18 protein-coding genes and 1 riboswitch are annotated in these 21,771 nt (G+C 72.9%); of the genes, 9 read left to right on the forward strand and 9 right to left on the reverse strand.

The features are described 5' to 3' along the window. Positions 1-223 precede the first annotated feature (223 nt). From ACFWBD_RS00005 to ACFWBD_RS00030, 6 genes are all read left to right on the forward strand, one after another. Complete coding sequence (locus tag ACFWBD_RS00005; RefSeq protein WP_385660319.1) at positions 224-877, forward strand: lipoprotein; 654 nt, start codon at positions 224-226, stop codon at positions 875-877. Positions 878-1,479: 602 nt separating this feature from the next. Next, entirely contained in the window at positions 1,480-4,086 is a 2,607-nt protein-coding gene (locus ACFWBD_RS00010) for a SpoIIE family protein phosphatase (RefSeq protein ID WP_385660322.1), read from the forward strand. 51 nt (positions 4,087-4,137) lie between these two features. Beyond that, positions 4,138-6,834: a SpoIIE family protein phosphatase gene (locus tag ACFWBD_RS00015; protein ID WP_385660325.1), complete on the forward strand. Its 2,697-nt coding sequence runs from the start codon at positions 4,138-4,140 to the stop codon at positions 6,832-6,834. 132 nt (positions 6,835-6,966) lie between these two features. Continuing rightward, on the forward strand, positions 6,967-8,331 hold the full coding sequence (locus tag ACFWBD_RS00020; protein WP_385660327.1) for an FAD-dependent oxidoreductase: 1,365 nt from the start codon (positions 6,967-6,969) through the stop codon (positions 8,329-8,331). 139 nt (positions 8,332-8,470) lie between these two features. Further along, complete coding sequence (locus ACFWBD_RS00025; protein WP_385660330.1) at positions 8,471-9,436, forward strand: DUF1152 domain-containing protein; 966 nt, start codon at positions 8,471-8,473, stop codon at positions 9,434-9,436. Between the two features lie 261 nt (positions 9,437-9,697). Further along, positions 9,698-11,365, forward strand: coding sequence for a serine hydrolase (locus ACFWBD_RS00030; protein WP_385660333.1), 1,668 nt, complete (start codon positions 9,698-9,700; stop codon positions 11,363-11,365). Here the strand turns inward: ACFWBD_RS00030 and ACFWBD_RS00035 are convergent. After that, complete coding sequence (locus tag ACFWBD_RS00035) at positions 11,305-12,936, reverse strand: serine/threonine-protein kinase (RefSeq protein ID WP_385660336.1); 1,632 nt, start codon at positions 12,934-12,936, stop codon at positions 11,305-11,307. The two genes, ACFWBD_RS00030 and ACFWBD_RS00035, sit on opposite strands and share 61 nt — an antisense overlap. Before the next feature lie 189 nt (positions 12,937-13,125). Between ACFWBD_RS00035 and ACFWBD_RS00040 the strand changes: the two genes are divergently transcribed. Then, positions 13,126-13,770 carry a hypothetical protein gene (locus ACFWBD_RS00040; RefSeq protein ID WP_385660339.1) on the forward strand — a complete coding sequence of 215 codons (645 nt, stop codon included), beginning with the start codon at positions 13,126-13,128 and terminating at the stop codon, positions 13,768-13,770. A 40-nt stretch (positions 13,771-13,810) separates the two neighbouring features. Here the strand turns inward: ACFWBD_RS00040 and ACFWBD_RS00045 are convergent, their stop codons facing one another. Then, positions 13,811-14,296, reverse strand: a complete 486-nt coding sequence (locus tag ACFWBD_RS00045; protein WP_385660341.1) for a roadblock/LC7 domain-containing protein — start codon at positions 14,294-14,296, stop codon at positions 13,811-13,813. A gap of 400 nt (positions 14,297-14,696) precedes the next feature. Here ACFWBD_RS00045 and ACFWBD_RS00050 point away from each other — a divergent pair, with 400 nt between their 5' ends. Continuing rightward, on the forward strand, positions 14,697-15,281 hold the full coding sequence (locus ACFWBD_RS00050) for a chloramphenicol phosphotransferase CPT family protein (RefSeq protein ID WP_385660344.1): 585 nt from the start codon (positions 14,697-14,699) through the stop codon (positions 15,279-15,281). 15 nt (positions 15,282-15,296) lie between these two features. Here ACFWBD_RS00050 and ACFWBD_RS00055 read toward each other — a convergent pair whose 3' ends face one another. After that, positions 15,297-16,058 carry an alpha/beta fold hydrolase gene (locus ACFWBD_RS00055; protein WP_385660347.1) on the reverse strand — a complete coding sequence of 254 codons (762 nt, stop codon included), beginning with the start codon at positions 16,056-16,058 and terminating at the stop codon, positions 15,297-15,299. A gap of 64 nt (positions 16,059-16,122) precedes the next feature. Between ACFWBD_RS00055 and ACFWBD_RS00060 the strand changes: the two genes are divergently transcribed. After that, positions 16,123-16,554, forward strand: coding sequence for a MarR family winged helix-turn-helix transcriptional regulator (locus tag ACFWBD_RS00060; RefSeq protein WP_385660350.1), 432 nt, complete (start codon positions 16,123-16,125; stop codon positions 16,552-16,554). Between the two features lie 8 nt (positions 16,555-16,562). On the opposite strand, the gene ACFWBD_RS00065 is transcribed toward ACFWBD_RS00060, so the two are convergent. The 6 genes from ACFWBD_RS00065 to ACFWBD_RS00090 all read right to left on the reverse strand — a co-directional run bounded on the left by ACFWBD_RS00065 (position 16,563) and on the right by ACFWBD_RS00090 (position 21,599). Then, positions 16,563-16,874 (reverse strand): hypothetical protein, encoded by a 312-nt coding sequence (locus ACFWBD_RS00065; protein ID WP_385660352.1) that lies wholly within the window; start codon positions 16,872-16,874, stop codon positions 16,563-16,565. Positions 16,875-17,106: 232 nt separating this feature from the next. Beyond that, on the reverse strand, positions 17,107-17,619 hold the full coding sequence (msrA, locus tag ACFWBD_RS00070) for a peptide-methionine (S)-S-oxide reductase MsrA (protein WP_385660355.1): 513 nt from the start codon (positions 17,617-17,619) through the stop codon (positions 17,107-17,109). Between the two features lie 356 nt (positions 17,620-17,975). Beyond that, positions 17,976-19,064 (reverse strand): FAD-dependent oxidoreductase, encoded by a 1,089-nt coding sequence (locus ACFWBD_RS00075; protein WP_385660357.1) that lies wholly within the window; start codon positions 19,062-19,064, stop codon positions 17,976-17,978. A gap of 191 nt (positions 19,065-19,255) precedes the next feature. Then, positions 19,256-20,017, reverse strand: a complete 762-nt coding sequence (locus tag ACFWBD_RS00080) for a CbtA family protein (protein ID WP_385660360.1) — start codon at positions 20,015-20,017, stop codon at positions 19,256-19,258. A gap of 24 nt (positions 20,018-20,041) precedes the next feature. Then, positions 20,042-20,263: a CbtB-domain containing protein gene (locus ACFWBD_RS00085; protein WP_307166805.1), complete on the reverse strand. Its 222-nt coding sequence runs from the start codon at positions 20,261-20,263 to the stop codon at positions 20,042-20,044. Between the two features lie 36 nt (positions 20,264-20,299). Next, positions 20,300-20,446: riboswitch (cobalamin riboswitch) on the reverse strand. Between the two features lie 58 nt (positions 20,447-20,504). Beyond that, a complete protein-coding gene (locus tag ACFWBD_RS00090) occupies positions 20,505-21,599 on the reverse strand; it encodes an enoyl-CoA hydratase/isomerase family protein (RefSeq protein WP_385660362.1) in 1,095 nt (364 codons plus the stop codon). Positions 21,600-21,771 lie beyond the last annotated feature (172 nt).

The raw sequence follows: 21,771 nt of genomic DNA on the forward strand, positions 1-21,771 counted from the left end.
CCGCGCCCCCCGCCCCCCGGGGGCCCCTTTCCGGGCCCCGGCCGCTCTGCCGTCTCAGGGGCTGCAACAGGGGGCGGGGGCGGGACCTTCCCTCGCCCCGGCCGCCTGGTCGGAATCTCGGTGGCGGGGGCCATGACCCTCTCGGTTACAGTGCTCCGCCGGTATCGCGCCGGCGTCGAGAGGGGACACAGCAGTGCGCTTTGGGGCGGGGACCGTGGGGAACATGGGGCAGGGGCTGACGCTGGCGGCCCTTATGACGGGGCTCATGACGGGATGCGCGGCCGGAGAAGCCGACTCGGACGGCGCGTCCGGGGCGTCCGGGGCGTCGGCGACGACGGGCGCGAAGGTCGCGCAGCGCGGAGGGTCCATCGGGGCCTCCGGGTCCGCCTGCGAACTTCCCGTCACCTTCGACATCGCCGAGTTCTGGAAGGCCAAGGCCGTCGACGCCGAGGAGGCGTCCGCCGCCACCGGCGACCTCGCCGACCTCGCCGACGCCTTCCTGCGCCAGGGCCCGGTCACCATGGCCTGCGAGGTCGACGCCAAGCCCGCGGGGAAGATCGGGTTCCTGCGGGTGTGGACCGGTGAGCCGGGCGACACCGACGCGCGTGCCGTGCTCGAGGATTTCGTGGCCGCCGAGCAGGGGGCGAGCGGGGCGCGGTACAGCACCGTGAAGGCGGGCGACATCACCGGCACCGAGGTCGAGTACGTGACCACGAGCGAGCTCCTCGAGGAGACGAAGCAGGAGCACGCCCTCGCCGTCACCACGTCCGCGGGGCCCGTCGTCCTGCATCTGGGCGGCATGGACACCGCGGAGCACGAGGCGATGCTCCCGGCCTACGAGCTGGCCAAGAGCACGTTGCACACCACCACCGGCTGACAGGGCCGGCCCCGGCCGGGCCGCCCCCGAGGCGGGCCTGCCCCGAGACGGGCGCGACGGGGCGCGGCCACCGTGCGGCCCGCGCCGCGGTGACCTGCCCGTCGGCCGAGAGCCCGGCGGGGCCGGCCACCGGCTCGCGTCCGGCCGGGCCGTACTCCGCAGCGGGGCTACCCCGAGACGGGCTCGGCGGGGCGCGGCCACCGTGCGGCCCGCGCCGCGGTGACCTGCCCGTCGGCCGAGAGCCCGGCGGGGCCGGCCACCGGCTCTCGTCCGGCCGGGCCGTACTCCGCAGCGGGGCTACCCCGAGACGGGCGCGACGGGGCGCGGCCACCGTCCGGCCCGCGCCGCGGTGACCTGCCCGTCGGCCGAGAGCCCGGCGGGGCCGGCCGGGGCCGGGCAGTGGCTGAGCTGGGTGTCATTCGTTCGGCGGCGTGTACGGCTGAGTCGTGAGGAGCCGGCGACCGCCAGGATCTCGCTCCGGGCGGGCCGGTCACCCCGCCCGGACCCGTTCTCGCCGAGGTCGCGCGGATGCACATCCGGCCAGGTGTGGCGCATTCTTGCTGTGTCACCCAAGCGGCGGCGCACGGACGAGGTAGGGCCGAATGACTGGGAGCGCCGGAAACGAGCGGAAGACGTCCGGGCCACCGCCCGCGCTGCTGACCGGGGCCCTGGCGGACGCACTGCGGGCGACGGGCGGCCACACCGGTGGCGTCTACCTGTGCTCGGCCACGTCCCGGCAACTGCGTCTCGCGGTCCTCGCGGGGCTGCCCGGTCCGCTGTTCCGCCCCTGGTGGCGGGTGCACATGGACCGGCCGTTCCCGGTGGCCGACGTGTACCGCACGGGTGTGCCGGTGGTGCTGGCGAACGCCACCGAGATGATGCGCCACTACGCGCAGCTCGCGGCGGGACTGCCGTTCCAGTTCGGTTCGCTCTACGTGCCCGTCGTGGCGGACGGGCGGTCCTTCGGGGTGCTGGCCGTCCTGCGCCCGGCGGCGGCCGACGCGGCGGAGGTGCAGGCGGAGCGTGAGCGGCTGACGGCGGTGGCGGACGACCTCGGAGCGGCCCTGCTGCGGCTCGGGGCGGACGGCGAGGACGTCACCTGGGACGAGGGGCCGCTGTGCGTACGGCCGCCCGCCGCCGGACCGGCCCCGGGACGGGTCGGGCGGTTCTCCTGGGACCCGGCGACCGACGTCGTCACGCTCGACGAGCAGGCACGTGCCCTGCTCGGTCTGCCGCCGGGCGAGTTCCCGGGCACGCTGGACGCCCTGGCCCGGGCCGTCGACCCGACGGACGCCCACCGGCTGCCGGGCCTGCTGCACCGGACGGCCCGGGGGCGGCCGCCGCCGCTGCCGCTCCAGGTGCGCACCACCGAAGGCGGGCTGCGGCTCCTCGAGCTGTGGGACGCGACGGTCGTGGCGACCGGGCCGGTCGACGCCCCCGGCGCGTCTTCGACCATGCTCCGCCCCATCGCCGGCGTCCTCCTCGATCCGGGCCCGGGCGCCCTCGCCGACGGGGCCGCCGACCTCCTCCCCGAGGGGGTGTTCTGTCTCGACCGGCTGGGGCTGGTCGTCTACGCCAACGCGCGGGCCGGGCACCTCCTTGGCGTGCCGCGGGACCGGCTGGTCGGCCGGTCGCTGTGGGAGGCCGTGCCGTGGCTGAACCAGCCCACGGTCGAGGAGCATCTGCGCGGCGCCCTGCTGTCGCCGGAGCCCGCGCACTTCCATGTGCGGCTTCCGGTCACCACCGACCCCTCCTCCGTCCCCCGGCCGTACGAGGGCGACTGGCTGCGCGTGTCCCTGTACCCGGGCGCGGACCTCGTCACCTGCAAGGCGGTCCCGGCGCACCGCCTGCCGAACGACACGGGCCGCGGTCCCTCGGAGACCGACACCACCGCCCCCGACACCACCACCGCGACCACCCCGCTCTACCGGCCCATCGCCCTGGCCATAGCGCTGACGGAGGCGGTGACCGCCCGCCAGGTGTCGGCGGTGGTGATGCAGGAGCTGCTGCCCGCGTTCGGCGGCCGTCGGCTCGCCATCTACCTGCTCCAGGAGCGGCACCTGTACCTGGCGTGGGAGTCCGGTTTCCCCGAAGGCTTCCTCGCCCCCTTCGAAGGGGTGGGACTGGACACCCGGCTGCCCGGCGTGGAGACCCTCACCACGGGCCGGCCGCTCTTCTTCGACTCGATGCAGCAGCTGGCGGCCGCCTATCCGGGCATCGACCTCGACGCGTCGGAGGGAGCCCGCGCCTTCCTCCCGCTGATCGCCTCGGGCCGTCCGGTCGGCTCGTGCATCCTCGGCTTCGACCGTCCACGCAGTTTCGGCTCCGAGGAGCGCACGGTGCTGACCGCGCTCGCCGGGCTGATCGCCCACGCGATGGAGAAGGCCCAGCGCTACGACACCGAGGCCGCCCTCGCCCGAGGGCTCCAGCAGGCCCTCCTCCCCCGCCGGTTGTCGCAGCACGCGCGCGTGGAGACCGCGGGGCGCTATCTGCCGGGCACCGAGGGCATGGACGTGGGCGGCGACTGGTACGACGTCGTGGAGGCCGGGGACGGACTGGCCCTGGTCATCGGGGACGTGCAGGGGCACGGTGTGCAGGCGGCGGCCACCATGGGTCAGCTGCGCAGCGCGGTGCGGGCGTTCGCGCTGGGCGACCGGCCGCCCGAGGAGGTCATGGGCGGCACGAACCACCTCCTCATCGACCTGGACCCCGGCCAGTTCGCCAGCTGCTGCTACGTCCGGCTCGACCCTGCCACCGGTCTGGCCCGGGCGGTCCGCGCCGGGCACCTGCCGCCGCTGCTGCGCCACCCCGACGGCCGAACCGAGGTCGTGGAACTGGCCGGCGGTGTGGTGCTCGGGGTGGACCCGCGCGCCCACTACCCGGTGACGGAGCTGCGCCTGGAGCCGGGCGCGATCCTCGCCCTCTACACGGACGGACTGGTCGAGCGGCCCGGTCACGACATCGACGACGGCATCACGACGCTGCGCCTGGCCCTGGCGGGGGCCGGCGACGGGCGGCCGGCGGCCGAGACCGACGCCGGCGGGCCCGCGGCCGACCATCATCGCGGCCGTACCCTCGCGGACGTCGCCGACCGGCTCACCGCGACGGCCCGGCAGGCCGCGGACCGGGCGGACGACATCGCGCTGCTGCTGGCCACCCGGCGGGCGGCGGAAGTCACCCACGGCAAGCGTGCGGGACACGCCCCGTGACCGTGCGTGACGCCTCTCGCCTCGCGCGGCCCGGCAGTGTAGACATGGCACATGGTCCGACTCCTGGGGCGCTCGGATGCCCGGCCGGCCCGTCGTCCCCGGGGCCCACTGGTCCGGCGCACGCCTGAGTCCGCACTGGGCGGGCGCAGTCTCGCCGCGCAGGTGTTCGTCCTCCAAGTGGTCATCGTGCTGCTGCTGGTCGTGGCCGCCGTGGTGGCGCTGCTGCTCCAGGTGCGTCACGACACCACCCAGGAGGCCCGTAACCGCTCCGTCGCGGTCGCGCAGACCTTCGCCAACTCGCCCGGCATCGTCGAGGCGCTGAACGCCCCCGATCCGACGGCCGTGCTCCAGCCCAAGGCCGAGGCGGCCCGCAAGGCGTCCGACATGGACTTCCTCGTCGTCATGAACACCGAGGGCATCCGCTACACGCATCCCAAGCCGGACCGCATCGGCAAGAAGTTCGTCGGGAACATCCAGCCGGCGCTGGACGGCGGAATCGTGGTCGAGGAGGTCGACGGGACCATCGGCCGACTGGTCCAGGCGGTGGTGCCGGTGAAGACGGCCGACGGGACCGTGGTCGGGCTCGTGTCGTCCGGGATCACCACCGCGCACGTCGGCGGCAACGCCGACCGGCAGCTGCCGCTCGTCCTCGGCAGCGCCGCGGTCGCCCTCGCCCTGGCCACGGCGAGCACGGCGCTGGTCAGCCGCCGTCTGCTGCGCCAGACCCACGGCCTGGGCCCGCGCGAGATGACCCGGATGTACGAGCACCACGACGCCGTCCTGCACTCCGTACGGGAAGGGGTGATCATCGTCGGCGGCGAGGGCGACCTGCTGCTCGCCAACGACGAGGCACAACGCCTGCTCGACCTGCCCCCGGACGCCGAACGGCGTCAGGTCCTCGATCTGGGACTCGACCGGGACACCGCCGAACTGCTGGCCTCGGGGCGGATGGTCACCGACGAGGTGCACCTGGTCGGAGAGCGGCTGCTGGCGATCAACCAGCGGCCCACCGACCTGGCGGGCGGACCGGCGGGCAGCGTCGCCACCCTGCGCGACTCCACGGAGCTGCGCGCCCTGTCGGGCCGGGCGGAGGCGACCCGCGAGCGCCTCGACATGCTGTACGCGGCCGGAGTGGCCATCGGGACCAGCCTGGACGTCACCCGGACCGCCGAGGAGCTGACGGAACTGGCCGTGCCGAGGTTCGCGGACTTCGCGACCGTGGATCTGTTCGACGCCGTCCTGGAGGGCGAGGAGCCGGGGGCCCGGGGCACGCTGCGGCGTACGGCGGTGAGCGCGGTCCGCAAGGGCGCGCCGCTGTACGCGGTGGGCGAGCGGATCCGGTTCGTGGACTCCGCCCCGCAGGCCCACAGTCTCGGCGAGGCGCGGGCGGTCTTGGAGGCGCATCTCGCCCAGGCGCCGGGCTGGCGTGCCCAGGACCTCGAACGCACCGAACAGGTCGTGGAGTTCGGCATCCACTCGCTGATCACCGTGCCCGTGCGGGCAGGGTCCCTGATTCTGGGCGTGGTCAGTTTCTGGCGGTCGGAACGACCCGATCCGTTCGACCCGGACGAGGTGGTGCTGGCGGAGGAACTGGTGGCGCGGGCCGCGATCTCCATCGACAACGCACGCCGGTTCACCCGCGAGCACGGCATGGCGGTCACCCTCCAGCGCAGCCTGCTGCCGCGGACCCTGCCCGAGCAGAACGCCCTGGACATCGCCTACCGCTATCTGCCGGCTCAGGCGGGCGTGGGCGGCGACTGGTTCGACGTGCTGCCCCTGTCCGGGGCCCGGGTCGCCCTCGTCGTCGGCGACGTGGTCGGCCACGGCCTGCACGCGGCCGCCACCATGGGGCGGCTGCGCACCGCGGTGCACAACTTCTCCGCCCTGGACCTGGCCCCGGAGGAACTCCTCGGTCTGCTGGACGAGCTGGTGGCCCGCATCGACCAGGACGAGGCGGACGACAGCACCGACGCGCCCGTCTCCGGGGCGACCTGTCTGTACGCGATCTACGACCCGGTCTCCCGGCGCTGCACGATCGCCCGGGCCGGGCATCCGCCGCCGGCGCTGGTGCACCCCGACGGCCGGGTCGAGTACCTCGAGGTACCCGCCGGACTCCCGCTCGGACTGGGCGGGCTGCCCTTCGAGACGGTCGAGCTGGAGCTGGCCGAGGGCAGCTCGCTGGTGCTGTACACCGACGGGCTGGTGGAGGACCGGGAACGGGACATCGACACCGGTCTGGAGCTGCTGCGCACCGCCCTGGCGCGGGCCTCCGACGGCCCGCCGGAGGGGACCTGCCAGGCCGTCCTGGACGCCCTTCTGCCGCCCCGCCCGGGCGACGACATCGCGCTGATCGTCGCGCGCACCCGGGCGCTGGGCGCCGACCGGGTCGCCGAGTGGGAGGTGCCGGTGGACCCGGCGGCGGTCGGCGAGGTGCGGGCGGCAGTGGCACGTCAGCTGGCGCGCTGGGACCTGGAGGAGCTGTCCTTCACGACGGAACTGATCCTGAGCGAACTGGTCACCAACGCGATCCGCTACGGCAACGGCCCCGTGGGCGTCCGTCTGCTGCGTGACCGCACCCTGATCTGCGAGGTCGCCGACGGCAGCAGTACCTCACCGCACCTGCGGTACGCGGCCATGACCGACGAGGGCGGCCGCGGCCTGTTCCTCGTGGCGCAGCTGACCGAACGCTGGGGCACCCGCTACACCGCCAAGGGCAAGGTCATCTGGGCCGAACAGCCGCTGCCGTGAGGTGAGTCGGCCGCCGCTCCACTCATAAATGATGTTTATGAGTCCATAGACCGGACCCGCGTACCGGGTAAGGTTTGCCTTAGTTTAGGCTTCCCCCGAGTCGATCTGTCGCCACTCGAAGGGAACCTGATCATGCCCCGCCCCCTGCGGGTAGCCATTGTCGGAGCCGGCCCCGCCGGGATCTACGCCGCCGACGCGCTGCTCAAGTCCGATGTGGCCGCCGACCCGGGTGTCTCCATCGACCTCTTCGAGCGCATGCCGGCCCCGTTCGGCCTGATCCGCTACGGCGTCGCTCCGGACCACCCCCGCATCAAGGGCATCGTCAACGCCCTGCACCAGGTCCTCGACAAGCCGCAGATCCGCCTCTTCGGCAACGTCGACTACCCCACCGACATCAGCCTGGACGACCTGCGCGCCTTCTACGACGCGGTGATCTTCTCGACCGGCGCGACGGCCGACCGCGAGATGTCGATCCCCGGCATCGAGCTCGACGGCTCCTACGGCGCCGCGGACTTCGTCTCCTGGTACGACGGCCACCCGGACGTGCCGCGCACCTGGCCGCTCGAGGCCGAGAAGGTCGCGGTCCTCGGCGTCGGCAACGTCGCCCTCGACGTGGCCCGCGTCCTGGCCAAGACGGCCGACGAGCTGCTGTCCACGGAGATCCCGGCCAATGTCTACGAGGGTCTGAAGGCCAACAAGGCGCTGGAGATCCACGTCTTCGGCCGCCGTGGCCCGGCGCAGGCGAAGTTCTCCCCGATGGAGCTGCGGGAGCTCGACCACTCCCCCACGATCGAGGTCATCGTCGACCCCGAGGACATCGACTACGACGACGGCTCGATCGCCACGCGGCGCGGCAACAAGCAGGCCGACATGGTCGCCAAGACGCTGGAGAACTGGGCGATCCGCGACGTCGGCGACCGCCCGCACAAGCTGTTCCTGCACTTCTTCGAGTCGCCGGCCGAGATCCTCGGCGAGGACGGCAAGGTCGTCGGTCTGCGTACCGAGCGCACCGCCCTCGACGGCACCGGCAACGTCAAGGGCACCGGCGAGTTCAAGGACTGGGACGTCACGGCGATCTACCGCGCCGTCGGCTACCTCTCCGACAAGCTCCCGAAGCTGCCCTGGGACCTCGACTCGGGCACGGTCCCGGACGAGGGCGGCCGCGTCATACAGGAGTCCGGCGAGCACCTGCAGTCGACGTACGTCACCGGCTGGATCCGCCGCGGTCCGGTCGGCCTCATCGGCCACACCAAGGGCGACGCCAACGAGACGGTGTCGAACCTGCTGGCCGACCACGCAGGCGGCCGTCTGCACACGCCCGCCTCGCCCGAACCGGCGGCAGTGGAGGCGTTCCTCACCGAGCGCGACGTCCGCTTCACCACCTGGGAGGGCTGGTACAAGCTGGACGCCGCCGAGAAGGCGCTGGGCGAGCCGCAGGGCCGCGAGCGCGTGAAGATCGTCGAGCGTGAGGACATGCTGCGGGAGAGCGGCGCGTAGTCCTGGGCGCGGGGTTCGGTCGCCACCGTCGGGCCACTCCGGCCACGGTCGGCCGACCGGACCCCAACTCGCGCACGGCTCAGCTCCGTTGGCGTTATTTCTGTTGGGCCGCATGATCGACGCCTGTTAGCGTCCCGGGGTGTTCTCCCTCCACGAGCCTCCCCTCTTCACCCGGCTGCGCGACGCGCGCCGGGTGCTCGTCGCCGGTGCGGGCGGCGGTTTCGACGTGTACGCGGGCCTGCCGCTGGCGCTCGCCCTGCGCTCGGCGGGCAAGGAGGTCCACCTGGCCAACCTCTCCTTCGCCGACCTGTACGGGCTGCCCTCCGAGGTCTGGCTCCAGCCGGACGTCGCCGCCATCCGCCCCGACATAGCCATCCGCGGCGACTACTTCCCCGAGCGCACCCTGGCCCGCTGGCTCGACCGGCACGACCTCCCCTCGACGGTGTACGCCTTCCCGCGCACCGGCGTGGAACCCCTGCGGGCCGCCTACCGGGCGCTCCTCGACCACCTGGGCGGGGTGGACGCCGTCGTCCTGGTGGACGGCGGGACGGACATCCTGATGCGCGGCGACGAGCACGGGCTGGGCACGCCCGAGGAGGACATGGCCAGCCTGGCCGCCGTGCGCGACCTCGACGACGTCCCCCAGAGGCTGGTGGCCTGTCTCGGCTTCGGCGTGGACGCCCACCACGGGGTGAACCACTCCCTGGTCCTGGAGAACCTGGCCGCGCTGGACCGCGAGAACGCCTACCTCGGCGCGTTCTCCCTGTCGCACCACAGCACCGAGGGGGCCCTCTACCTGGACGCCGTGGCCGACGCCCAGGCCTGTACCCCGGGCCACCCGAGCATCGTCAACGGCTCCGTCGCCGCCGCCGTACGCGGCGCCTTCGGCGACGTCCGGTTCACCGAGCGGACCAAGGACAGCGAACTGTTCGTCAATCCGCTCATGGCGCTCTACTTCTGCGTCGACGCGCCCGGTCTGGCCCGCCGCAACCTCTACCTCGACCGCCTCGACGGCACGGTCCTGATGCGCCAGATCAGCTCCCGCATCGAGGAGTTCCGCGACGGACTCCCCCGGCTGCGACAGCCGCGCGCCTTCCCGCACTGAGGCGCGGACCGCGATGCGGTGCGGACGGCGGTGCGGTGCGGACGGCGATGCGGTGCGGACGGCGATGCGGTGCGGACGGCGATGCGGTGCGGACGGCGATGCGGTGCGGACCGCGATGCGGTGCGGACCGCGGGCGGCGAGGTCCCGGCCGTCGACGAGCGCCGGGATCGCGGTCGGCGACAGCGGGGCCGAACCCTGGACCGCGAAACCACCGAGCCGCGCGCACGACTCGGCAGGACACCGTCCCTGGCGAGGCGTTCAATGGTCTGCATGGGTGTTCGGCAGACCACGACACGCCACCGAGGGAAGGCCCGGGCGGCCCTGGCAGCGGCCGCGCTCCTGGTCGTCCCCGGTGTCCTCGCCGCCGCTCCCCCGCCCCAGCCGCCCGCGCAGCTGACGGCGGCGGAGGTGGACGCGGCCGTGGGGAAGCTCGACGGGATCGTGCGGGACGGGATGGAGCGGACGGGCGTGCCCGGGGTCGCGGTCGCCGTCGTGTACAAGGACCGGGTCGTCTATCTGAAGGGCTTCGGCGTCCGCCATGAGGGTCGGTCCGCCCGGATCGACCCCGACACGGTGTTCGAGCTGGCGTCGCTGTCCAAGCCACTGGCGTCGACCGTCGTCGCCGGAGCGGTGGGCGAGGGCGACGAGAAGATCGGCTGGGACGATCCCGTGGCCGCCCACCTGCCCGGCTTCGCCCTCAAGGACCCGTGGGTGACGCGGAACGTCACGGTGGCCGATCTGTTCGCGCACCGCAGCGGCCTGCCCGACCACTCGGGCGACCTGCTGGAGGACCTCGGCTACGGCCGCACGTACATCCTCGACCACCTCCGGCACGAGCCACTGGCCCCGTTCCGCGCCTCCTACGCCTACACCAACTACGGCCCGACGGCGGCCGGTCAGGCGGTCGCGGACGCCGAGGGCACCACCTGGGAGAAGCTCTCCGAGGACACCCTCTACAAGCCCGCGGGCATGGACTCCACCAGCTCCCTCTTCGCCGACTACGAGGCCGCGAAGAACCGGGCGGACCTGCATGTGAAGGCCCCCGACGGCACCTGGCGGGCCCAGTACGTGCGCGACGCCGACGCCCAGGCCCCGGCGGGCGGCGCCAGTTCCTCCGCCCGCGACATGTCCCGCTGGCTGCGCCTCCAGCTGGCGAACGGCAAGCTCGACGGCGAGCAGATCATCCCGGCCGAGCCGCTCGAGCGCACCCACCTCCCGGCGATCGTCTCCAATCCCCCGCAGGCGCCGGCCGGCCGCACGGGCTTCTACGGCCTCGGCTGGAACGTGGGTTACGACGACCTGGGCCGCCTGCGCCTGAGCCACTCGGGCGCCTTCGCCCTCGGCGCGAACACCAACGTCACCATGCTTCCCGCGGAACAACTGGGCATCGTGGTCCTCACCAACGGCAAGCCGCTCGGGCTCCCCGACGCCATCGCGGAGAGCTTCTTCGACACCGCCGAGCACGGGAAGGCCACGGCCGACTGGCTCGACCTGATCGGGAAGGTCTACGCGCAGCAGGAACAGGCGGAGATCTCGCCCACCGACTACTCCGAGCCGCCCGCGGACGCGGCCGCCGCCCGCCCCGACGCCGCGTACACCGGGACGTACGCCAACAGCTTCTACGGTCCGCTGACCGTCTCCGCGTCCGGCGGCGAACTCTCCATGCGGCTGGGCCCGAAGCCGACGACGTTCCGGCTGACCCACTACGACGGGGACACGTTCAGCTTCCGGACCGTCGGTGAGAACGCCGTCGGCCTGTCCGGCGTCACCTTCCACGGCGACCGGGACGGCAAGGCGACCCGGGTCACCGTGGAGGCGTTCGACGAGACCGGCCTCGGCACCTTCACCCGCGAACAGGCGGCCGGGAGTCAGCCGTCGTCGCGCGGATGGGTCTCGATCACCCTGCCCTGCGTATCGGCCCGGAGGTAGGCGCTGCCGTAGTCGTCGGACAGATAGACGCTCATCGTCGGCTCGCTGTCGAAGACGGTGGAGCCCGGGTTGATCACCAGGTAGCGGCTCGTCGGCTCGTCGACGCCCAGCAGCTTCGTGGCCCTGGCCAGCAGCGCGGGCACGGCGTCCCAGTCGTAGACGTCCAGGTCGACGGGGATCGCACCGGTCATGACGGTGCCGCCCGGCCCGTCCTTCACCGCCACGTCGCCGCCCCGGTACATGTACCGGTCGTAGAGCTTCGGGTGGCCGGCGACGGAGGCGTCGGCGATGGCGTACTCCCCGTACACCACGAGGCTGGTGACCTTCGCCCCGCCCATGGCGGCGGTCAGCTTCGCCACGGCCGTCCTGAGGCCCTTCTCGCTGAGCAGGTCGGCCTTCTCCGCGGCCGCGACCCCGCCGGACGAGCCGCCGGACGAGCCGCCGGAGGATGTCTGCCGGGCGCTCTGCGACACGGACGGCGTCGGTGTGGCCGCGCCTTTGGTGCCGCCGTCGTCCGTGTTCGGGAGCAGCGTCCACACCAGAACACCCGTCAGGGCCGTGCCGAGGACGGCTCCGGAGACGGCCCCGCCCCGGGTGCGGCGCCCTCGGGTCGGGGCGGTGGTGTGCGGCGGGGCGGGGGTGACGTCGGCGGCCGCGGGCGGGGCGAGGGGGTAGGAGGTCTGCGGGGCGTGCAGGACCGGCGCCGGCGCCGGCCGCGGCGGACCGGGTGCGTCCCCGGTCACGGCCGTGAGCATCCGGTCGACCTCCGCCGCGTCGGGGCGGGCCTGCGGGTCCCGGACGAGCAGCCCCTTGAGGACACCCGTCAGCGGTCCGGCCCGGCGCGGCTCGGGCACGTCCTCGCCGAGCACGGCGGCCAGTGTGGCGAGCGTGCTCGCCCTGCGCAGCGGATGGTGGCCCTCCACGGCGACGTACAGCAGCATCCCCAGCGACCAGAGGTCGGCGGCGGGGCCGCCCTCCTTGCCGCTGACCCGTTCCGGCGCCATGAAGTCGGGCGAGCCGATGACGGCGCCGGTGGCGGTGAGACTGGCGGACTCCCGGACGGCGGCGATACCGAAGTCGGTGAGCACGGGCCGCCCGTCGGGTCGGAGCAGGACGTTGGCGGGTTTCACGTCGCGGTGCTCGATGCCGACGGCGTGCGCGGCGCGCAGCGCGGACAGCACCTCGCGGCCCAGGCCGGCGGCCTCGGCCGGTGTCATCACGCCCCGGTCGAGCCGGTCCTGGAGGGAGCCGCCCTCGACCAGCTCCATCACGATCCACGGATACGTGTTCTCGCCGCCGTCGACGATGTGGTGGATCGTGACGACGTTGGGGTGGTGCACGCGGGCCAGCGCGCGGGCCTCCCGCAGGACGCGCTCGCGCAGCGTCCGGGCGCCCTCGGGGTCGTACTCGGCGAGGTCCGGGTCCGGGGGCCGCACCTCCTTCACGGCCACGTCCCGGCGCAGCGCCAGGTCGTGGGCCCGCCACACCAGGCCCATGCCTCCGCCGCCGAGTCGCCCGACCAGCTCGAAACGACCGTCGACGACGCGTCTGTGGGGTTCCGCTGTGCTCATGGAGGGAGCTTAGAGGTACGGACCGACAGGCGGTGTGTCGGCCGGAGGGGCACAGCGCGAATGGTCCGCGGGGGCCACGGGCATGCTGTGAGCGAGGTCACTTTTCGCCGGGCCGTGCGGGACCCTTCCCGGACCGCTCCCCCATTCGCCCATCGCCCTCCCCCACTAAGGACATGTGCTTTGGCTCTCATGCACCCTGACGCCCCCTCGGCCCGCCGTCCGGGCCGCTGCTGGACGATCCGTGTGGTCGGGCACCGGGACCGCACCGCGTCGGTCACCTGCTCCTCGCCGTGCGTGATGCCGCCGCGCTCCCGGGACCTCTCGGCCCTGCGCCGCTTCGCGGTGGCCCACGCGGCCGCGCACGCCAGAGCGGCGGCGGTGCACCACGACGCCGCCTGCTGGTGCCGTCGCCAGGGGTGCGCGCCGCACGAGGGCACCCGGGTCGCCTGCGCGGGTTCGGTCGTCCTCGTCCTGCGGCACGACCCGGTGGTCGGTCAGGTGTGGATGCTCAGCGAAGTCTGCGCCGCCTGCGCCCCGTTGCTGCCCCACGCACGCGTGCTGAACCGCGCGGCGCCGCCACCGCCCCGCGTTTTGGACCCGGCGCCGGACGCGGGTCTCGAGCCGGGCCGTGCCGCGGGTCCCGGTGCGGGTGGAGGGCGGGAGGCCCAGGACCGTCCGGCTCCCTCCGGGCCGGCGACGCCGACCGTGGGGCCACCGCGTCTCGTCCCCGGCGGGTTCAGCACCCCCTCGTCGGGCACCGGTGCGGGCCCGGAAAGGGGCGGCGGCCGACGGCGCGGGGTCGGCGGACGACGCGGACGGACCACCGGGTCGTAGCCGCTCCCGTTCGGAGTCGGCCGGAATCCGCCGGAATCCGTCAGGGCTCGTATCGGGACTGCGGCGGGATGCGGATGGGCAGAGCGCCGAGGATCCGCCCGCGGAACAGCGGAGCCGGTGGCTCACCGCCATGGACGACGGGCCCGTCGTCCATGGACCGCGCCGCCAGCAGCTCGGCGATGCGCGCCCCGCTGCGCCGCCCCTCCAGGTGCAGCCGGCCGACGTTGGTCCGCTCGCCGGCGAGCAACGTCAGGACGGCGGACGGGCCGGCCGCGTACGTCGCGAGGTAGCCCCCGGCCCCGCGCACCAGCAGCTCGCGGAACTCGCCGCGGGCCGCGAGATCGACCATCCGGAGCCCGACCCCGAGCGCCGCCGCGGTGAGCGCGGCCAGCCCCTCCGGTTGCACGTCCGGCGTGTCCTCGGCGAGGACGAGGCCGTCGGCGCCGGCCGCCAACGCTCCCGTCAGCTCCGGCACACGGTTACGCAACCGGCGCAGTTCGTTCAGAACCTCGGTCTCGACGGCCATGACCGTTGTCCCTTCGGCACGTTGTCGACTGACGCGCATCAAATGCGGTGCGGCGCACGGTGGTTCAGGTACTCCTGAGGCTACGGAAAGCAGCGTCCGGAAGCCATGGCTCCGGCATTTTCCTTTGGAACATGCGGCGCGGCGGAAGGCCATCGCCGAACCCGGGCTCCCCATCGGCGTTTTCGCCGGTCAGGCAGGAATCGCGCGGTCTTCCAGGACTCACGTCGACCACGTGCCGACTTCCCTGACGCTCCATCAGGCCAGGCGACCCGACCTTTCCGGGGGCGCCCGTACGGGTCGACGACGAGCATCCGTCATGATCGGATACAGGCAGCGCACGAAGCGGAGGAGGACGATGACAGCTCGGCCAGAGACTCGACAGCACCAGGCCGCGAACCCCGTGAGAACTCCGCGGACACCCGGCGGAAGGATCATCTTCCTGAACGGTACGTCGAGTTCCGGGAAGTCGAGCATCGCCAAGGCTCTGCTCACCGTCCTCGACGACACGTACTTCCACATGCCGGTGGACGCCTTCCACGCCATGCGGTCGCGGCGGGACATCGCACCGGACGAACTGCCCGCGGTGCTCAGGCGCACCTGGATGGGCTTCCACCGTGCGGTCGCCGGCATGGCCGCGGGCGGCAACAACATCGTGGTGGATCACGTCCTGAGCGAACCGTGGCGCCTGCTCGACTGCATCGCCCTGTTCGCCCCCGAAGACGTGGTCCTGGTCGGGGTGCACTGCCCCCTGCCGGAACTGGAGCGGCGCGAGCGGGAGCGCGGGGACCGCCCACCGGGGCTGGCCGCACGCCAGATCACCCAGGTCCACGCCCATGGCCTCTACGACATCGAGTGCGACACGAACACCGGCAGTCCGGCCGACTGCGCTCTGCAGATCAAGGACTTCATACCGCACCGTCCGGCCCCCACCGCGTTCGAAAGGCTGAAGTCGAACCCCCCGGCCGGTCGACCGCTTCGCTCGTGACCCGCCGGCCACCCCTCAGCGGCGCCCGGTCTCCGCGGCGAAGCCATCGAGCAGGGCGAAGGTACGCGCGGGCTGTTCGAGATGGGGCAAGTGGCCCGCTTCCGCCACGACTTCGAAGCGGGCGTTCGCGAACGAGGCGGCGTACTCCTTGCCGTATGCCGGGGTCGCGATGCGGTCGCTCTCGCCCCACAGGACGAGGGTGGGGGCGGTGACGGCCGCGAGGCGGGGGCGGAGGGTGGGGTCGCTCATGGCGGGGCCGCCGGAGAAGACGCGCAGGGCCGCCATGTTGCCCCGGAGGACGGCGAGTCGCTCGGCCGGGACGGTCGCCGGGTCGACGTAGAAGCGATCGGAGTCGTGGTACGCGTACTCGGCGACGCCTCGCGGGTCGAGGCTGAAGAAGTCCCGGATCGGTTCTCCGTCGACCTCGATGCCGACCGAGTCCATCAGCACGATGCCGCTGATCAGGCCCTGCGTGTCGGCAGTGGCCAGCTCGGCGGCGATCCAGCCGCCGAGCGAGGAGCCGACGACCAGGACGTCGGACAGGTCGCGGTCGCGCAGGAGGCGGAGATAGGCGGCGGCGAGGTCGGCCACGACGGTGAGGCCGTCGGGCCGGGGGGTGCCGTTCCAGCCCGGGTGGGTGGGCAGCAGGGTAGGGGAGGTCGCGGCGAAGTGCTCGGCGATCGGGGCGACCGTGGCGGGACCACCACCGCCGTGCAGGACGAGGACGGGGCGGCCGGCGGCGGGACCGGATTCAGTGAGCGTCAGTTCCGAAGTCATGACCGGAACACTAACTAAAGATGTTTATATAAGCAAGCTTAGTCAGGATGCTAGCCTGATGGGCATGCCCGTTGAACCGCAGATTCTCGGAAGGGCCGTGAAGGCCGTCCAGTACCGCCAGCACCGAGCGCTCGACAGCCGGCTCGCGTCCGTCGGCAGCACGCTCGCGCAGTGGGACGCGCTACGGGCCATCGGCCGCACGCCGGGCGTCAGCGCACGGGAGCTGGCGGCGGCCACGTTCCAGAGCGAGCAGGCGTTCGGCACGCTCGCCGGACGGCTGGTGGCGCAGGGGCTGGTGGACCGGCGCCCCGGGCACGGCCGACGTCTCGAGCATCACCTCACCCCCGAGGGGGAGCGGGTGCTCAAGGCGGGCCATGAGGTGGCGAACTCGGTGCTCTCGGAGTGCTTCGAGGGCCTGGCGGAGACGGAGCGAGAGGCGCTGCTGGAACTGCTGCGGAAGATCGAGGCGCGACCCGAAGGCGAGAGCGGCCCTTGAGGACCCGGTCAGCCCTCCGTGCCCGCGGCCCACAGCACGGCGTCCCCGGACTTGATCAGAACATTTCCGTCGGCCTGGAACACGAGGACCGCTCCTTGGTTGCCGCTGGTCTGCGAGGACCACAGGGGCTGCCCGCCGCTCTTGTGGACGACCAGGTTGCCGTCCGCCTGGAAGCGTGCGGAGTTGCCCGCACCGCTGGTCACCGCGGCCCAGCGCGCCTTGCCGTCCTGGTCGTAGATCACGAGGTTGCCGTCCTGCTGCATGACCAGAGTCCTGGCCCCGGCCACCACGGACTCCGGTCGGGCCGCCGTCGGACGCACGGCCGGGTCCTTCGCCAGGCACGCGGTGAGCAGCGGCACCAGTTCCGGGGGACGCCGGCGAGGTCGGGTTCCTCGTGGACCACTCGGCACATCAGGCCGGCCGCGGGGATCCGGCCACCGCCGTGGGACGTCCCTGACGCCGAACGGCAGGCCCTGGAGTGGTGTCCGGGGCCTGCCGGGGTGCCGCGCGGGCACGGGACGACGTCTCTGCCGGTGCCGACGACGGGGTGGTTCAGCCCTGTGTGCGGGCCGGAAGTCGCCATCCGGGGCGGGGGAAGTGGCAGGTGTAGCCCTCGGGGTAGCGCTCCAGGTAGTCCTGGTGCTCGGGCTCGGCCTCCCAGAAGGGGCCCACCGGCTCGACCTCGGTGACGGCCTTGCCCGGCCACAGTCCGGAGGCGTCCACGTCCGCGATGGTGTCCTCGGCGATCCGCTTCTGCTCGTCGTCCACGTAGTAGATCGCCGAGCGGTAACTGAGGCCGATGTCGTTGCCCTGGCGGTTCCTGGTGCTCGGGTCGTGGATCTGGAAGAAGAACTCCAGGAGCGTGCGGAAGTCGGTCTTCTCGGGGTCGAAGAGGATCTCGATGGCCTCCGCGTGAGTGCCGTGGTCGCGGTACGTGGCGTTCGGTACGTCACCCCCGGTGTACCCGACCCGGGTCGCCGTCACGCCCGGGAGCCTGCGGATCAAGTCCTGCATCCCCCAAAAACATCCGCCCGCAAGTACGGCCCTCTGTGTCTGCGCTGCCATCTCAGCACCTTCCGTCTCTCTCGCCTCGGCCCCGTGCGCCGCTCACTCGCACACCGTCGCCGTCCCAGCCTCTGTGGATACAACAGCACGTGGGAGGCCTGAACAATTCCATGCTGCGCCGGGCGTGCTCCGCGCGATCACGAGCACCGGTCCCGCGGCCGGACCCTGCTCCTCGCGCTCTCCCCTGGAAGCTGAACACCGATTTCGATGCACATACCGATTCGATGTGAGCCAGGAGACGATGGCCCCATGCCGGAACTCGCGGTACCGGGGTTCCTCGCCGAAGGCCCTCCGCCGGTTTCACGAGCCGCGCCGTCCGGACCACGGTGTCCGGCGGGCCCGCTCACCGGCGCATCCTATGCCGTGCGTCCCAGGCGGAAGCGGGGATGCGGCTCGGCGCGGCCGGTGGCGAGGTCGGCCGCCATCGCGCCGATGAGCGGCGCGAACTTCGCGCCGTGTCCGGAGCACGGGGAGACGACGACGAGCGGACCGTGGCGGTCCAGTACGAAGTCCTCGTCCGGGGTGGTGGTGTAGAGGCAGGTCGCCTCGGCGACCGGGTCGGGCTCGAGACCCGGGAGGCGGTCGCGTACGAACCCGCTCACCCGGGCCCGCGACGAGGGATCCACGACCCCGCTGCGGGTGCGGGCGGTGGCCGGGGTGCCGCGGTCGTGCTCGGCGACCTTGACCGCGGGGAGCGGACCCCCGTCGCTCCCGGACGGCAGGCCGTAGAGGTGCAGCTCTCCGTCCCAGATCAGGGTCGGCCACTGGACGGACGGGTCCCGCTGCCGGAAGTGGAAGACCTGCTGCTGGGTCACCCGCAGCGGTGGCAGGGCGACGGGCAGTCCCAGCTCGGGCAGCCACGCGCCGGCCGCGACCACCACCGTGTCGGCGACGATCTCGCGGCCGTCGTCGGTGTGCAGCCGCGCCTTTCCGCTCCCCCGGACGTCGATGCCGGTGACGCGGGCGCCGATGACCGCCTGCGCCCCGTGGTCGATCGCCCGCCGTACGCAGGCCCCGACGGTCTCGTCGGCGTGGACCACGCCCGCGTCCGGGTGGTGGAGCACGGGACCGGTGATGCGGATGTACGGCCAGCGCTCCGCGGCGGCTTCCGCGCCGAGGAGTTCGTGGGGCACTCCGGCCGCACCGAGGAGATCGGCGATCGCCTTCGGGTCGTGGTCCTCGCCCATGTCGAGCCCACCGGTCGTGCGCAGCAAGGGGGTCGAGCTGTCGTCCTCCAGCTCCCGCCACTGCTCGTACGCCTGCCCGGTCAGTCGTACGTAGAAGGGGTCGGCGTACGCCCGCCGGAAGATCCGTGAGCTCCCGTGCGAGCTGCCGTGCCGGTGGCCGACGTCGTACGCCTCGACGAGCGTGACCTCGTGGCCCCTGCGGGCCAGTTGCCAGGCGGTGGCCGCGCCCATGAGTCCGGCGCCGACTACGGCGATCACAGTCCCTCCCCGGGGATCCGGCCGGTGCCCGCGAGCGGAACGCGGGCCATGCCGGCGGACTCGATCGTAAGGGCGACCAGGTCCTCGGTTGTCGGGAGGACCAGGACCACCGACGGGACGGGCCCGCGGACGCGGGAGGGCCCCCGGAATGGTTCCGTGGGCCCTCTCGCCGGGTCGTGATGCCGGTCAGGTCACTGGGGGGCGACCACCGGCGTGCCCGCGGTCACCGTGGCGGGCTTGGGGTGCAGCAGCCGTTCGGCCAGTTCGCCGAAGACGAGGCCGAAGCCTGCCCAGAGCGTGATCTGCATGGCGAGGGCGGACAGGCGGAACCGCCACAGCAGGGCCGCCGGGAAGTCGCTCGGCACCTCGTTGACGGTCGGCAGGAACTCGTAGGCCAGCCCGATGACGAGCACGAAGCCGAGGACGGCGACGACGGTGGCGTTCCAGGTGCCCAGCCTCGGTGCGAGCCGCTTGCCCAGGATCACCGCGGCGACCGCGAGCAGCACGCCGAGCACCATCATCAGGAAGTACAGGGTGGTCCGCTTGCCGATGGTGTCGGCGTCGCCGACCGCGGGCGGATTGGCCGGGTACTTCAGGAACGGCACGACGTACACGGCGAGCAGGGCGGTCCCCGACAGCAGAAGGGCCGTGGCCCGCGGGGTGAACCGGCCGACGCGACCGAGGGCGAAGCAGAAGGCGAGGGCGGCGATGCCGCCGAAGGCCACCCCGTAGATCAGCACGCCGGTGGCGAGGCCGGCGGTGGACTGGAGGCTGCGGGAGACGAGTTCCACCTCGTGGTGCTCGTGGCCTGCGGCATGGGACTCCTCGAAGCCGATCGCGCTGTCGACGTTCGGCTCACCGAGGAAGTAGGCGACGATCAGGGCGAGCACGCCGGCACCGAGGCCGGCGAGCATGCCCCGCACGAGCAGATTTCTTACCGTTGCGGAGTTCATGGGTGTGCTGGGGTTCCCCTCGGGTCAGTGGCAGGGGAAGCCGAGCAGGTGGCGGGCGTCGTGCACCCACTCGTGAACGTCCTCGCCGGAGACGACGGCGGTCGCGCCTTGCTCCGCGCCGACGAAGTACAGCAGGACCAGCATCAGGACGCCGAAGAAGACAGCCCAGGGGGCGATGTCCTTCAGCGGCAACTTGGCGGGTACGACGGGCGTGCTGGTAGTCGGCTGGGCGACATGCTGCGCCATGGCAAGACCTCCTCTGGGAGTTCGCGTCCCATCTCGGTGGTGCACATGACGACGGCCACGGGTCTGACTCGCGGTGCGCCCCTTCGGGGTACACCGTCCACAGTGGCGCGACCGTGCCGGATTCTCACCGGCTTCCGTCTCGCCGTCGTCAAATATCAGAGCGACGGTACCGCGTGTCGGGCCGCGGGCCAATACCGCCCCACCTGGCGTGATGGCGCTCTCCACGGCCAAGTGGCCCGAATCACCGCGTCGGTTCCGGTCCGCACGCCGCCTCCGTGGCCGTTCTGGGCCCGGGAAGCCCGAGTTCACGCTCGCCGAGCGGGGCGAAGAAGCGCTCCACGTCGGCCGCCGTGACCTCGGCGAGAGTGGCCGGCGACCAACGCGGGTTGCGGTCCTTGTCGATGACCTGGGCGCGGATGCCCTCGACCAGGTCGGGTGTGGTCAGGGCCTCGCAGGAGACGCGGTACTCCTGTTCCAGCACCCGCTCCAGCGTGCCGAGCCGCCGGGCGCGGCGCAGGGCGGCCAGGGTGACCTTGAGCGCGGTGGGCGACTTGGCCAGCAGGGTCTCCGCGGTCTCCTTCGCCGCCGGGTCGCCGTGGGCGAACAGCCGTCGGACGATCTCCTCGACGGTGTCGGCCGCGCAGCAGCTGTCGATCCACGCCCGGTGGCCCGCCAACTCCCCCGCCGGCAAGGGCTGTACATGACGGTCCAGGGCTGCCCGGACGGGCAGGTCCGCGAGGTCGTCGATGAACTGACGGAGCGACACGGACGGTACGTAGTGGTCGGCGAGCCCGCACAGCACCGCGTCCCCGGCGCCGATCTGCGCGCCCGTCAGGGCGAGATGGGTGCCCAGTCCGCCCGGGGCGCGGGCGAGCAGGTGGGTGCCGCCGACGTCCGGCACGAAGCCGATGCCGGTCTCGGGCATCGCGATCCTCGACCGCTCGGTGACCACCCGGACACTGCCGTGCGCGGAGACGCCGACCCCGCCGCCCATCACGATGCCGTCCATCACGGCGACGTAGGGCTTGGGATAGCGGGCTATGCGTGCGTTGAGGTGGTACTCGTCGCGCCAGAAGGCGGCCGAGGCGGTGCCGTCGTCGTCGCGGGCGTCGTCGTGGACGGCGCGGATGTCGCCGCCCGCGCACAGTCCGCGCTCCCCCGCCCCGGAGACGACGACGGTCTCGACGGCCGGGTCGCGCTCCCATGCGCTCAGCGCGTCGTCGATCCGGCGCACCATCGCGTGGTTCAGGGCGTTGATCGCCCTCGGCCGGTTGAGCGTGATGTGGGCGGCTCGGCCGGCGGTGTGCAGCAGGACGGGGTCCTCGATGTCGCTCATACGACGATCTTCTCCATGCCGTGCTCCCTGAGGAAGCCCCGGCCCCCCTGGAGGGAACATGCCCGGTGGGTCGCCGGACATCCGGCGTCGGGGGCGCGCCGGACACGCGGACCGGGCTCGCCCCGACGCGGATGGTGGGCGAGCCCTGTCCACCGGCTCCGGTTCTCGGTCC

Source organism: Streptomyces sp. NPDC060002 (genome assembly GCF_042737245.1).
Taxonomy (GTDB): domain Bacteria; phylum Actinomycetota; class Actinomycetes; order Streptomycetales; family Streptomycetaceae; genus Streptomyces.

Coding starts and splice junctions, on each gene's coding strand:
- ACFWBD_RS00005 (WP_385660319.1), top strand. CDS start 224: ATGGGGCAGGGGCTGACGCTGGCGGCCCTTATGACGGGGCTCATGACG.
- ACFWBD_RS00010 (WP_385660322.1), top strand. CDS start 1,480: ATGACTGGGAGCGCCGGAAACGAGCGGAAGACGTCCGGGCCACCGCCC.
- ACFWBD_RS00015 (WP_385660325.1), top strand. CDS start 4,138: ATGGTCCGACTCCTGGGGCGCTCGGATGCCCGGCCGGCCCGTCGTCCC.
- ACFWBD_RS00020 (WP_385660327.1), top strand. CDS start 6,967: ATGCCCCGCCCCCTGCGGGTAGCCATTGTCGGAGCCGGCCCCGCCGGG.
- ACFWBD_RS00030 (WP_385660333.1), top strand. CDS start 9,698: ATGGTCTGCATGGGTGTTCGGCAGACCACGACACGCCACCGAGGGAAG.
- ACFWBD_RS00035 (WP_385660336.1), bottom strand. CDS start 12,936: ATGAGCACAGCGGAACCCCACAGACGCGTCGTCGACGGTCGTTTCGAG.
- ACFWBD_RS00040 (WP_385660339.1), top strand. CDS start 13,126: ATGCACCCTGACGCCCCCTCGGCCCGCCGTCCGGGCCGCTGCTGGACG.
- ACFWBD_RS00045 (WP_385660341.1), bottom strand. CDS start 14,296: ATGGCCGTCGAGACCGAGGTTCTGAACGAACTGCGCCGGTTGCGTAAC.
- ACFWBD_RS00055 (WP_385660347.1), bottom strand. CDS start 16,058: ATGACTTCGGAACTGACGCTCACTGAATCCGGTCCCGCCGCCGGCCGC.
- ACFWBD_RS00060 (WP_385660350.1), top strand. CDS start 16,123: ATGCCCGTTGAACCGCAGATTCTCGGAAGGGCCGTGAAGGCCGTCCAG.
- msrA (WP_385660355.1), bottom strand. CDS start 17,619: ATGGCAGCGCAGACACAGAGGGCCGTACTTGCGGGCGGATGTTTTTGG.
- ACFWBD_RS00080 (WP_385660360.1), bottom strand. CDS start 20,017: ATGAACTCCGCAACGGTAAGAAATCTGCTCGTGCGGGGCATGCTCGCC.
- ACFWBD_RS00085 (WP_307166805.1), bottom strand. CDS start 20,263: ATGGCGCAGCATGTCGCCCAGCCGACTACCAGCACGCCCGTCGTACCC.
- ACFWBD_RS00090 (WP_385660362.1), bottom strand. CDS start 21,599: ATGAGCGACATCGAGGACCCCGTCCTGCTGCACACCGCCGGCCGAGCC.